At 62.9% G+C, this 12,296-nt stretch carries 13 protein-coding genes, 1 tRNA gene and 1 pseudogene; 3 read left to right on the top strand and 12 right to left on the bottom strand.

Annotated elements, in window-relative coordinates; genetic code table 11:
• Positions 1-57: 57 nt before the first annotated feature.
• From RYH74_RS26550 to RYH74_RS17395, 3 genes and pseudogenes are all read left to right on the top strand, one after another.
• Positions 58-1,263 (top strand): annotated as a pseudogene (locus RYH74_RS26550) (HAMP domain-containing protein); the annotation flags it as partial.
• A gap of 102 nt (positions 1,264-1,365) precedes the next feature.
• Positions 1,366-2,121 carry a methyl-accepting chemotaxis protein gene (locus RYH74_RS26545; protein ID WP_371858046.1) on the top strand — a complete coding sequence of 252 codons (756 nt, stop codon included), beginning with the start codon at positions 1,366-1,368 and terminating at the stop codon, positions 2,119-2,121.
• A gap of 147 nt (positions 2,122-2,268) precedes the next feature.
• The gene (locus RYH74_RS17395) at positions 2,269-3,228 is read left to right on the top strand and encodes a cation diffusion facilitator family transporter (protein ID WP_317409820.1); all 960 of its coding nucleotides are present in this window, start codon (positions 2,269-2,271) and stop codon (positions 3,226-3,228) included.
• Positions 3,229-3,406: 178 nt separating this feature from the next.
• Here RYH74_RS17395 and RYH74_RS17390 read toward each other — a convergent pair.
• The 12 genes from RYH74_RS17390 to ruvA all read right to left on the bottom strand — a co-directional run bounded on the left by RYH74_RS17390 (position 3,407) and on the right by ruvA (position 12,208).
• Positions 3,407-3,482, bottom strand: a tRNA-Lys gene (locus RYH74_RS17390).
• A 60-nt stretch (positions 3,483-3,542) separates the two neighbouring features.
• A complete protein-coding gene (gene queC / locus RYH74_RS17385; protein ID WP_317409819.1) occupies positions 3,543-4,217 on the bottom strand; it encodes a 7-cyano-7-deazaguanine synthase QueC in 675 nt (224 codons plus the stop codon).
• A gap of 17 nt (positions 4,218-4,234) precedes the next feature.
• On the bottom strand, positions 4,235-4,882 hold the full coding sequence (gene queE / locus RYH74_RS17380) for a 7-carboxy-7-deazaguanine synthase QueE (protein WP_015271468.1): 648 nt from the start codon (positions 4,880-4,882) through the stop codon (positions 4,235-4,237).
• Positions 4,883-5,042: 160 nt separating this feature from the next.
• Positions 5,043-5,849, bottom strand: a complete 807-nt coding sequence (gene ybgF / locus RYH74_RS17375; RefSeq protein ID WP_004375252.1) for a tol-pal system protein YbgF — start codon at positions 5,847-5,849, stop codon at positions 5,043-5,045.
• Positions 5,850-5,855: 6 nt separating this feature from the next.
• A complete protein-coding gene (gene pal, locus RYH74_RS17370) occupies positions 5,856-6,356 on the bottom strand; it encodes a peptidoglycan-associated lipoprotein Pal (protein WP_003254755.1) in 501 nt (166 codons plus the stop codon).
• 53 nt (positions 6,357-6,409) lie between these two features.
• Positions 6,410-7,681 carry a Tol-Pal system beta propeller repeat protein TolB gene (gene tolB / locus RYH74_RS17365; protein WP_038408273.1) on the bottom strand — a complete coding sequence of 424 codons (1,272 nt, stop codon included), beginning with the start codon at positions 7,679-7,681 and terminating at the stop codon, positions 6,410-6,412.
• A 26-nt stretch (positions 7,682-7,707) separates the two neighbouring features.
• Complete coding sequence (gene tolA, locus RYH74_RS17360) at positions 7,708-8,805, bottom strand: cell envelope integrity protein TolA (RefSeq protein ID WP_317409818.1); 1,098 nt, start codon at positions 8,803-8,805, stop codon at positions 7,708-7,710.
• A complete protein-coding gene (gene tolR / locus RYH74_RS17355) occupies positions 8,805-9,257 on the bottom strand; it encodes a protein TolR (RefSeq protein ID WP_003254760.1) in 453 nt (150 codons plus the stop codon). Before tolR ends, tolA begins: the two co-directional genes overlap by 1 nt.
• A 14-nt stretch (positions 9,258-9,271) precedes the next feature.
• Positions 9,272-9,967 carry a protein TolQ gene (tolQ, locus tag RYH74_RS17350; protein ID WP_139657458.1) on the bottom strand — a complete coding sequence of 232 codons (696 nt, stop codon included), beginning with the start codon at positions 9,965-9,967 and terminating at the stop codon, positions 9,272-9,274.
• Between the two features lie 2 nt (positions 9,968-9,969).
• Entirely contained in the window at positions 9,970-10,422 is a 453-nt protein-coding gene (gene ybgC, locus RYH74_RS17345; RefSeq protein ID WP_015271472.1) for a tol-pal system-associated acyl-CoA thioesterase, read from the bottom strand.
• A gap of 125 nt (positions 10,423-10,547) precedes the next feature.
• The gene (gene ruvB, locus RYH74_RS17340; RefSeq protein ID WP_004375289.1) at positions 10,548-11,594 is read right to left on the bottom strand and encodes a Holliday junction branch migration DNA helicase RuvB; all 1,047 of its coding nucleotides are present in this window, start codon (positions 11,592-11,594) and stop codon (positions 10,548-10,550) included.
• Entirely contained in the window at positions 11,591-12,208 is a 618-nt protein-coding gene (gene ruvA / locus RYH74_RS17335) for a Holliday junction branch migration protein RuvA (RefSeq protein WP_015271473.1), read from the bottom strand. The genes ruvB and ruvA overlap by 4 nt, the downstream gene beginning before the upstream one ends.
• Between the last annotated feature and the right edge of the window lie 88 nt (positions 12,209-12,296).

Here is a 12,296-nt window from a genome sequence, read left to right as displayed (position 1 = left end):
CCGACAACGCCCGCGCCTGATCGCGGGCGTTGCATTTGATCGAAAAGGAAAGCCCTCATGCCGCTGCGTCGCCTCTCCATCCAGTGGAAGATCACCCTGCTCGCCGGCCTGTGCCTGCTGGCCATTGTCGCCCTGCTGGTAACCACATCGCTGGCCCAGGCGCGGCGCAGCGCGGCATTGGTCAACCAGGCCAACACCGAAATGCTCGACAGCAGCGCACGCCTGCGCCTGCAGGCCCATGCCGAAACCCAGGCCCTGCGCATCCAGCGCTATTTCATGGACGCCTACCAGTACGGCAATGGCTTTGCCCGCCTGGTGCAGGTGCTCAAGGCCCGTGGCGGCAACGACCTGCGCGCCGAACTGACGCGCCAGGCCCGAGCCAGCCTGGCCGGCAACCCGGATGTGATCGGCCTGTACCTGGTGTTCCAGCCCAACGCCCTGGACCCGGACAACCAGTACCTCGGCCAGGATGCAATGGGCAGCAATGAGAGCGGGCGCTTCTCGCTGTACTGGTCACAACCCCGCCCCGGCACCCTGGAGCTTGAAGCCATGCCGGAATCGATGCTCGGTGACGCCAGCATCGGCAGCAACGGTGTGGCGAAGAACCGCTGGCTGACCTGCCCGCAGGACACTGCCAGAACCTGCATGCTCGAGCCATACCTCGACGAAGTGAATGGCCGCCAGGTGCTGATGACCAGCATCGCCCTGCCGCTGCTGGAGCACGGCAAGGTGGTCGGCGTGGTCGGCCTGGACATCGGCCTGGCCAACCTGCAACAGCTGAGCCTGGACGGCCGCCGGGAGCTGTTCGATGGCCAGGGCCAGGTCAGTATCGCCAGCGCGGCCGGCCTGCTGGCCGGCAACAGCCGCGACGACAGCAAGCTCGGCGAGCCCATGGACAAGGCGGTAGCCGACGGCCTGCTGCGTGTTGCCCATCCGTTCACGCCAATCCCTGATGCCGCCCCTTGGCAGGTATTGCTGGAACTGCCGGAAAGCGTGCTGCAGGCGCCTGCCGTCGCCCTCAACCAGCGCCTGGATGCGCACAACCACAGCGCCAACCTCACCAGCCTGCTGGTTGGCCTGGGCGCTGCGGTAGTCGGTTTGCTGCTGGTGTGGCTGACCGCGCGCGGGGTGACCCGGCCAATCCTGGCCGTGGCCGCGCGCCTGGAAGACATCGCCAGCGGCGAAGGCGACCTCACCCGCCGCCTGGACTATGCCCGCCAGGACGAACTGGGCCAACTCACCGGTTGGTTCAACCGTTTTCTCGACAAACTGCAGCCGGTCATAGCCCAGGTCAAAGGCTCACTGCAGGAAGCCCGCGGCACCGCCGACCAGTCGGCAGCCATCGCCAGCCAGACCAGCAACGGCATGCAGCAACAGCACCGTGAGATCGAACAGGTGGCCACCGCCGCCAATGAAATGAGCGCCACCGCTCTGGATGTCGCCCATAACGCTTCGCAGGCGGCCCAGGCCGCACGCGCTGCCGACCAAGCCAGCCGCGAGGGCCTGCAACTGATCGACAGCACCCGCCAGGGCATCGACCGCCTGGCCGCCGGCATGAACACCGCCATGGGCGAGGCACGCGCGCTGGAAGGCCGCAGCGGGCAGATCGGTTCGGTGCTGGAAGTGATCCGCACCATTGCCGAGCAAACCAACCTGCTGGCACTCAACGCCGCCATCGAAGCCGCCCGTGCAGGCGAAGCCGGGCGTGGTTTTGCCGTGGTGGCCGATGAAGTGCGTGGCCTGGCCCAGCGCACCCAGGTGTCGGTGGAGGAAATTCGCCAGGTCATCGAAGGCTTGCAGCAAGGCACCCAGGATGTGGTGGGTGCCATGCACGAAGGCCAGCGCCAGGCCCAGGACAGCGCCGCGCGGATGGAACAGGCGTTGCCGGCGCTACAACGTATTGGCGAGGCAGTGGCGGTGATCAGCGACATGAACCTGCAGATTGCCTCGGCGGCTGAAGAGCAGAGCGCCGTAGCCGAAGAGGTGAACCGTAATGTGGCCGGCATTCGCGATGTGACCGAATCGCTGGCAGGCCAGGCCGATGAGTCAGCGCGGATCAGCCAGGCCCTGAACCGGCTGGCCAACCAGCAGCAGGCGCTGATGGAGCAGTTCCGCGTCTAACCTGTCAGGGCCTCTTCGCGGGTGAACCCGCTCCCACAAGGTCCGGCGCTGCCTTCAAGGTCAGAGCATAACCCTGTGGGAGCGGGTTTACCCGCGAAGAGGCCAGCACATACAACATAGCAGCAGGGCTATTTACCGAGCACAATCATGCAAACCCCAACCAGATCTTCCGTCTTCGACATCACCAGCGAACAGGGCCTGTTACGCACCTCGATCGCCGTCACCCTCTTCATCGCCATCATCGGCATCGCCTTCGGCCTGGCCTCCGGCTCGTTCTCCATCGTGTTCGACGGCGTCTATTCGCTGGTCGATGCCAGCATGAGCGGGCTGTCGCTGGTGGTGGTCAGGCTGATTACCGCGCACACCACCAGCGTGCAAATGTCACGCAAGTTGCGCGAGCGCTTCACCATGGGCTTCTGGCACCTGGAGCCCATGGTGCTGGCGCTCAACGGCATCCTGCTCAGCGGCGTGGCCATCTATGCGCTGATCAACGCCGTCAGCAGCCTGCTGCAAGGCGGGCGTCACCTGGAGTTCGGCATCGCCATGGTCTACGCGGTACTGACCGTGATCGCCTGCGTGACCATCGCCATTGTCGAGGCCCGCGCCAACCGCAAGCTGGGCTCGGATTTCGTACGCATGGACGTCAAGGGCTGGGTAATGTCGGCCAGCATCACCGCCGCGCTGCTGATCGCCTTCTGCTTTGGCTATGCGGTGCAGGGCACATCGCTGGAGTGGGTGTCGCCGTATATCGACCCGGCGGTGCTGGCGCTGGTCTGCCTGGTGATCGTGCCGTTACCGATGTCGGTGGTGCGCCAGGCCCTTTCGGAAATTTTCCTGGTGACCCCTGGCGACCTCAAGCTGCACGTGGATGAAGTCGCCAAGGCCTTCGTCGCACGCCATGGGTTGCAGTCGTACCGCGCCTACGTGGCCAAGGTCGGGCGCTCGCGGGAGATCGAACTGTATTTCATCGTGCCGAAGGCCATGGCCGCGAAAACCATCGATGAATGGGATGCGTGGCGTAACGAGATCGGTGATGCCGTGGGTGGTGAAGGTCCGGACCGTTGGCTGACCGTGGTATTTACCGGGGATCCAGAGTGGGCTGAATAAGCCTGGGGGCGCTTTGCGCCCCTTTCGCCGGCAAGCCAGCTCCCACCTCGTCCGCATTAGCCTCGAGTCATGCGCAAGCCCTGTGGGAGCTGGCTTGCCGGCGATGAGGCCAGTACAAGCAGCCGAAAACGAAAAAGCCCGCCACCGTTGCCGGTAGCGGGCTTTGACGTACTGCGTATGGTGGGTCGTGTAGGATTCGAACCTACGACCAATTGGTTAAAAGCCAACTGCTCTACCAACTGAGCTAACGACCCGTTGGATGGCGCGTATAATACTGATTTCTAACGGGAAATCAACACCCCATCAAACTTTTTTCAAAAATACCGCGTCGGATCTTCGACTCCGGCGGCCTTGAAGCCGTCGGCACGCAGGCGACAACTGTCGCATTTGCCGCAGGCACGGCCGTCATCGTCGGCCTGGTAGCAGGAAACGGTCAGGCTGTAGTCCACGCCGCGAGCCATACCGGCCTGCACGATCTGCGCCTTGCTCATGTTCTGCAGCGGCGCCTGGATGCGGAAGCCCTGCCCTTCGACGCCAGCCTTGGTCGCCAGGTTGGCCATGCGCTCGAAGGCTTCGACGAACTCGGGGCGGCAATCGGGGTAGCCGGAGTAATCCACGGCATTCACACCAATGAAGATGTCACGGGCTTCCAGCACCTCTGCCCAGCCCAGGGCCAGGGACAGGAACACGGTGTTGCGCGCCGGCACGTAGGTGACCGGGATGCCTTCACCCGGGGTTTCCGGCACTTCGATGCTACTGTCGGTCAAAGCCGAACCGCCGATGCCGTCCAGGTTCAGGCCAATCACCTTGTGCTCGACCACACCCAGGTCGCGGGCAACGCGGGCGGCGGCGTTCAGTTCGGCGCGGTGGCGCTGGCCGTAGTCGAAACTCATGGTGTAGCAGCTGTAGCCTTCGGCCTTGGCCATGGCGACCACGGTGGCCGAGTCCAGGCCGCCGGACAACAGGATTACTGCGCGTTTGTCGGTCATGTGTGCTTGCTCCTCAATCAACGTCCGGGTTCGTCGTTCCACAGCAGCTTGTGCAGCTGCAGCTGGAAACGTACGGGCAGGTTGTCGGCGACGATCCAGTCCGCCAGCTCGCTGGCGTTCACCTGGTGGTGGCTGGGCGAGAACAGTACCTCGCCGGCACGCTCGGCCAGGTTGTACTGGATCAGCTTGGAGACCGCCCAGTCGTAGTCCTCGCGGGAACAGATGACGAACTTGACCTGGTCGTTGCGGGTCAGCTGCTCGATGTTCTCGTAGCGGTTACGGTGCGACTCTTCGGAGCCAGGGGTCTTCAGGTCGACCACGCGGCTGACGCGGGTATCGGTGCCGGCAATATCCAGCGCGCCGCTGGTTTCCAGCGACACCTCGTAACCGGCGTCACACAGGCGCTGCAACAGCGGCAAGGCGTTGGGCTGGGCCAATGGCTCGCCACCGGTGACGCAGACGTAGCGCGGCTTGAAGCCGGCGACCTGCTCAAGGATCGAATCGAGGGTGCGGACGGTACCGCCACTGAAGGCATAGGCACTGTCACAGTACTGGCAGCGCAGGGGGCAACCGGTGAGGCGCACGAATACCGTGGGCAACCCAGCCGTTCGCGTTTCACCCTGCAAGGAGTAAAAGACTTCGGTGATGCGTAATGTGTCTTGCATGCTCGCCACGGGCGTGACAGCTAAACAGGCTGCCCGCCTCCGTCAGGCACTGTCGCGGACTCGACATAGCGTTATCCGCAGCAGCGTGTTTACGAAAAAAGGGCAGTGATTCTAACGAAAAAACCCGCGACAAGCGCGGGTTTCTTTCAAGCGGTACTGCTTAGAGCTTCTGCAGGTCACGCTGAGCCAGTTGCGCGGCCGAGGTGCCGGGGTACTGGGTGATGACCTGCTGCAGGATACCCTTGACCTTGTCGGTGTGGCCCATGCGGCGCTCGACGTCGGCCAGCTTGTACAGCGAATCCGGCACCTTGCTGTGCTTCGGATACTTCTGGCTGACCTGGGCGAAGGCCTGGCTGGCAGCCGGCAGGTCGCCCTTGGCCAGGTTCACTTCACCCAACCAGTACTGGGCATTGCCGGCGTACTGGCTGTTGGGGTACTTGCGCAGGAAGGCGTTGAACGCCTGGCTGGCCTTGTCGAAGTCTTTCTGCTTGATCAGGTCGAAAGCGGCATCGTAGTAGAGCTTTTCTTTCGCCGGATCACCAGGCTCGCTACTGGCGGCCGGTTGTTGCGCAGCAGCACCTGCTGCTGCATCGGGGGCGGCATTGGATGCACCACCACCGGAGGAATTGTCAGGGGTCGCGGCAGGCGCGGCGCCACTGTTGATGCGACGGTCCAGGTCCTGATAACGCTCCAGGTTTTCCTGCTTCATGCGCGACACATCGTTCTGCAGCTCTTCGATGATGCCTTGCTGGCGGGAAAGCTGATCCTGCATCTGTTGCAGCTGCATGAACAGCTGGCCCTGTGCAGAGGCAGGGGCCGAAGCCCCTGACCCGGCATAGGCGCCGCTCGTGCCATAACCCGCAGGCGGATAGCTGCCTGCGTTGTCATCAACTACAGGGACCTCAGCCCAGGCCGCGAGCGGCAGGCTGAGTGCGAGGACGGTTACTACACGGCGGCACATACGCATAAGAACTTACTTACGCAGTTCTACGCGACGGTTCTGAGCCCAGGACTGCTCGTCGTTGCCAGTGGCAACCGGACGCTCTTCACCGTAGGAGACCAGTTCCAGCTGAGCAGGGGAAACGCCCTGCAGAACCAGGTAGCGCTGGACGGCCTTGGCACGACGCTCACCCAGAGCCATGTTGTACTCGCGGGTGCCGCGCTCGTCGGTGTTGCCTTCCAGGACAACGCGGTTGCCGTTGGCTTTCAGGTCCTTGGCGTGAACGTCCAGAGCGCGCATGGCTTCTGGCTTCAGGTCCGAGCTGTCGTATTCGAAGTAGAAGGTGGTGATTGCGCGCAGGGCAGCTTCTTCGCTCAGGGAGCCGTCAACAGCGCCAGTGTTGGCACCGTAGCCAGCGTTCGGATCTACGGCAGCGCCTTCGCCTGCGTTGTCACCGCCCTTCGAGGAGCAACCTACAGCTACGGCCATGGCCAGAGCCAGCGCAGCAAATTTACCAAACTTCAGCATTTCCATCGTGAAACTCCTAATGAAACCCCAGTGTGTTAAGCAAAAGTATTACGCCGCAATCAGTTCAGGTAAGGGGACCAGGACGGTTCTCTGACTTCGCCTTGAGCGGTAGGAAGTGGGAGCCTCACGCGGCCATTAAGCGACACGAGCATCAAGACTCCCCGGCCCTGCTGGCGGGTGGCGTAGATTAGCATGGTGCCGTTTGGCGCAACAGTGGGAGACTCATCAAGACTCGTTTCCGAGAGAATCTTTACACTTCCGCGTTGCAAATCCTGGGCCGCAACTTTGAAGTTGGTGAAGCCCTGCTGGCGATGGATCATCACCAGGGTCTTTTCGTCCGCCGACAGTTTCGGGTTGGCGTTGTAGTTACCCACGAAAGTTACACGCTCGGCACCACCGCCACCGACCGACTGCTTGTAGATCTGCGGCTTGCCGCCACGGTCGGAGGTGAAGTACAGGGTGTTGCCATCCTTGCCCCAGAACGGCTCGGTGTTGATGCCCGGGCCGGCGGTGACACGGCTGATCTGGCGCGAAGCCACGTTCATCACGTAGATGTCCGGGTTGCCGTCCTTCGACAGCACGAACGCCAGGCGCGTGCCATCCGGCGACCAGGCTGGCGCACCGTTCAGGCCTTCGAAGTTGGTGACCTGCTCGCGGCGACCGGTATCGATGTGCTGGACGAAGATGCGCGGGCGCTTCTGCTCGAACGAAACATAGGCGATGCGCTTGCCATCCGGAGCAAAGCGTGGCGACAGGATCGGTTCACGCGATTGCAGCAGGGTAACTGCACGTGCACCGTCGTAGTCCGAACGCTGCAAGGTATAGCGGGTGTTGTTGGTGGAGAAGCGCTCGGCCGTCACGTACAGCATGCGGGTGGAGAACGCACCCTTGATGCCAGTGAGCTTCTCGAACGACTGGTCGGCAATGTAGTGCGCCATGTCGCGCAGCTGGTCGACGCTGCCCGCCACGCTACCGGTCAGCACCTGCTGCTCGGTGGCGACGTTGAACAGCGCGTACTGTACCTGCAGGCGACCGCCCGACGGCACGATGCTGCCGACCATCACGTACTGCGCGCCCAGCGCTTTCCAGTCACGGAAGATCACTTCGCTGGCCTGCGACGGCTGGCTGATCATGTTCTGCCGCGGAATCGGCGAGTAGTAGCCGGAGTTGCGCAGGTCGTTGCCGATGATGTCGGCCATGTCTTCCGGCAGCACGCTGCCGCCCTGCAGACCGAACGGCACTACCGCGATGGGCGTGGCCCGGTCGCTGCCGCTGGTGACCAGGATGTTCTTTTCCTCTGCCACGGCCATGCCTGCCACGCAGCACAGCATGACCAGCAGTCCTCTCAGACGTTTAATCACAACGCTAGATCCTCAGGTGTAAATGTCATCTTGAACGAACGATATTGGTTGAAATCGCTCGGCTTCATACCCTGCATCTCGGTCAGACGACCGATGTTCTTCACTGCTGCCACCGCCGAGCTGTCGTACGGGCCGTCACCACTGGACCGGGCCACGCTGACGCTGGTGATGGTACCGTCCGGCAACATGTTGATCTGCAGGACCACCGTCATGCCCTTGCGCGCGGAAGGCGGACGTGCCCAGCCCTCGGCCGCGCGCATGCGGATCAGGTCGTCGAAGTCGCCGGCCACCTGGTCACCCTGCTCGTCGGCCAGCGCCTGCTGCCGTTCGGTGGTGTCGGACAACAGCTCGGCCAGGGCCTGGGCTTTCTTGTCTTCCGCCGCCTTGCGGGCCGCTTCCTGTGCCTTTTTCTTCTGGGCATCTGCAGCGGCCTTTTTCTTGGCCTCTTCAGCTGCCTTCTTCTTCGCTTCCTCGGCTACCGCTTTCTTCTTGGCGTCCTCGGCTGCTTTCTTCTTGGCCTCTTCGGCCGCCTTTTTCTTGGCGTCCTCGGCGGCTTGTTTCTTCGCCTCTTCAGCGGCCTCTTTCTTGGCCTCTTCTTCGGCTTTTTTCTTTTCTTCCTCGGCCTTCTTCTTGGCGATGTCGGCCTGCTGCTTCTCGGCAGCCTTCTTCGCCTCTTCGGCCTTCTTGGCTTCGGCGGCTTTCTTGGCCTCGGCGGCTTCGGCAGCTGCCTCGGCTTTCTTGGCTTCGGCGGCCTCGCGAGCCTCTTCGGCCTTTTGAGCGGCGTCGGCTTTCTTTTGTTCCGCGGCCTTCACGGCATCCTGCTCGACCTTCTTCTGTTCCAGCTGCTCGACCTCGGTCTGGCGCGAAGCGGTTTTCTTCGCTTCCCCGGCAATCTTCTGATTGGTCTGGGTGGTCGCCTGGCTCTTGGACTTGAGCTGGTACAGGGTAGCCTGGACGATCGGCTTGGATGGCGGCAGCTCAGGCGTCATGGCAAAACTGACGAACAGCAGGGCGAACACCAGCACATGCAGGCCGATGGCCCAGATACTGGGCCAGAAGTAGCTTTCCGAGGCGGATGGCTCTCGCTGTTGCATCAGGGCGCCTCGGTAATCAGGCCAACGTTACCGACACCGGCCTTCTGCAACCCGCCCATGGCACCCATGACCGCGCCATAGTCGACAGCCTTGTCGCCACGAATGAACACCTGGGTCTGCTTGCCCTGGTCACGGCCGGCGGCAATGATCTTGGTCACCGCGTCGGTCATGGCAGGCAAGGTCATGGCCTTGTCCATCTGCTTGTCGGTATCGACTTCGCTGCCGAGGTTCCAGTAGTAGGTCTTGTCGGCCTTGATGGAGATGGTGAGGATCTGGACGTTGTTGTCCTGCGGCAAGGCTTCACTGGAAACCTTGGGCAGGTCTACCTTCACGCCCTGGTTGAGCATGGGCGCCGTCACCATGAAGATGACCAGCAGTACCAGCATCACGTCGATGTAGGGCACCACGTTCATCTCGGCGACGGGCTTGCGTTTGTGGCGAACTCGGGCCATGGGCTTCTACCTGATTACTCTTCGCTGGTGTGCACTTTGCGGTGCAGGATCGCCTGGAACTCGTCGGCGAAGGTGTAGTAACGGCCGATCAGCACTTCGCTGCGGGCCGAGAAGCGGTTGTAGGCGATGACCGCCGGGATTGCCGCGAACAGGCCGATGGCGGTGGCGATCAGCGCTTCGGCGATACCCGGGGCAACCGTGGCCAGGGTGGCCTGCTGGGCGCTGGCCAGGCCGCGGAAGGAGTTCATGATGCCCCATACGGTACCGAACAGGCCGATGTACGGGCTGGTCGAACCGACGGTGGCCAGGAACGGCAGGCTCTGCTCGAGTTTTTCTTCCTCGCGCGAGATGGCTACGCGCATGGCACGGGCAACACCCTCCATGACCGCGTCCGGGTCAACGCCCGGCTGCTGGCGCAGGCGCGAGAATTCCTTGAAGCCGGCACGGAAGACCTGCTCGACACCGGAATCCGGGTCTGGGTTGCTGCCTGCCTGACGGTACAGCTTGGACAGGTCGATGCCCGACCAGAAGCGCTCCTCGAAGGCATCCAGCGCACGACGACCGGCGCGCAGCATGGTGCTGCGCTGGAAGATCATGATCCATGAGGTGACCGAGGCGGCCACCAGGGTCAGCATTACCAGCTGTACCAGCACACTGGCATTGCTGACCAGACTCCACATGGAGGTATGGTCGACGACGTTAGCTTCCACGCTTATTCTCCTGCATTCGATTGAGTACCCGAGCCGTCCGCCGCAAAGGCGTCACGCAGCTCCGGGGGTATGGCTCGGGGTTTGAAAGTGTCGGCGCGCACGGCGGCCACCAGGAACTGCCCTTCGCAGAGCAGCGTTTCATCCTTTTCCCGCCAGACCTGCTGCACGAAGCGCAGGCTGGCGCGATTGAGTTCAAGTACTTGCGCGGTGACCCGCAGCTCGTCGTCCAGCCGCGCCGGCGCGTGATAGCGCGCTTCGCTGGAGTGGACCACGAACAGCAGGTTGTCTTCGGCCAGCTGCGCCTGGGAAAAGCCCAGGTGCCGCAGCCGCTCGGTACGCGCGCGCTCCATGAATTTCAGGTAATTGACGTAATACACCACGCCACCGGCATCGGTATCTTCGTAATAGACACGACAACGGTGTGCGAACGGTTCCAGGCCATTTTGCGCGCGCATACTCTAGTGCTTACTCCTCAGCTTGCCAATCCGCTGTGGCAACTGTTTTTTCTTCATTAATGTCTTATTGCCAGCGCACCCTCGGCATGCCAGCGGTAGGACCACGAAAAGCCGTTTTCGATCTGTCACTCATCGCCCGTTTCGGAAAAATCCCCACCCTCCCCCAGGCGCCCGGGCACGTTCAAGCCAAAGTGCAGGTAGGCATGCCGGGTGACCACGCGGCCGCGCGGCGTGCGCATGATGTAGCCTTGCTGGATCAGGTACGGCTCGAGCACATCCTCGATGGTGTGGCGCTCTTCACTGATGGCCGCGGCCAGGTTGTCCACGCCGACCGGGCCACCGTCGAACTTCTCGATCATGGTCAGCAGCAGGCGGCGGTCGGAGTGGTCGAAACCGCGCTCGTCGACGTCCAGCAGGTTGAGCGCCATGTCGGCAACGGCCTTGGTGATCTGGCCCTTGCCGCGCACTTCGGCGTAGTCGCGCACGCGGCGCAGCAGGCGGTTGGCGATACGTGGCGTGCCACGGGCGCGGCGGGCGATCTCGTAGGCACCCTGGTCTTCGATGGCCAGGCCGAGGATGCCGGCGGAACGGCTGACGATGGTGGCCAGGTCCTTGTCGCTGTAGAACTCCAGGCGTTGGACGATACCGAAACGGTCCCGCAGCGGGTTGGTGAGCATGCCGGCACGGGTGGTGGCACCGACCAGGGTGAACGGCGGCAGGTCAAGCTTGATCGAGCGGGCCGCAGGCCCTTCGCCGATCATGATGTCGAGCTGGAAGTCCTCCATCGCCGGGTACAGCACCTCTTCGACGACCGGTGACAACCGATGGATCTCGTCGATGAACAGCACATCGTGCGGTTCGAGGTTGGTCAGCATGGCCGCGAGGTCGCCCGGGCGCTCGAGGATGGGCCCCGAGGTACTCTTGACCGACACGCCCATTTCCTGGGCAATGATGTTGGCCAGGGTGGTCTTGCCCAGGCCGGGCGGGCCGAAGATCAGCGTATGATCGAGCGACTCGCTGCGGCCACGGGCGGCCTGGATGAACAGCGCCATCTGCTCGCGCACCACAGGCTGGCCGATGTACTCGTCCAGCCGCAGCGGGCGGATCGCACGGTCCTGGACTTCTTCACGGTCGCGGCCACTGGCGGCGATCAGGCGGTCGGCTTCGATCACTTGGTAATCATCCCTTTCAGGCTGCGGCGGATCAGCTCCTCACTGCTCAGGCCGGCCTTGTCCTTGATCGCGGCGATCGCCTTGCTGGCTTCCTGCGGCTTGTAGCCCAGCGAAACCAGGGCGCTGACGGCATCGGCTTCGGCCGTGGATGCGCTGGCGACCGGCAGCGGCCCGTCGGAGACCAGGGTGAACATGGCCGGGGACGTTTCCCAAGCCTTGAAGCGGTCCTTGAGCTCGACCAGCAGGCGTTCGGCGGTTTTCTTGCCAACACCGGGCACGCGCACCAAGGCCGAGGTGTCCTGAGCCTGCACGCAGCGCACCAGCTCGTCCACTTCCAGCCCGGACATCAGCGCCAGGGCCAGCTTCGGCCCTACGCCATTCAGGCGGATGAGTTCGCGGAACAGTTCGCGCTCGCGCTTTTCGGCAAAACCGTAGAGCAGGTGAGCATCCTCGCGCACCACCAGGTGGGTGTGCACGGTTACGGGTTCGCCCACCTTGGGCAGACGGTACAGCGTGGTCATGGGAACTTCCAGTTCGTAACCTACGCCGTTGACGTCGATAATCAGGTGCGGCGGCTGTTTTTCCGCCAGGGTGCCGCGCAAACGTCCAATCACGTTCCGATCCTTCCTCTCGGGGAGCCGGTCAAAGACCGCTCAACCCTATCAGCAAATGCAGCGGGTGAACGCATCACCCGAACAAAAT

The organism is Pseudomonas sp. LSJ-87 (genome assembly GCF_032971465.1).
Lineage (GTDB): Bacteria > Pseudomonadota > Gammaproteobacteria > Pseudomonadales > Pseudomonadaceae > Aquipseudomonas > Aquipseudomonas putida_Z.
This window is presented reverse-complemented; position numbering and strand designations above follow the sequence as displayed.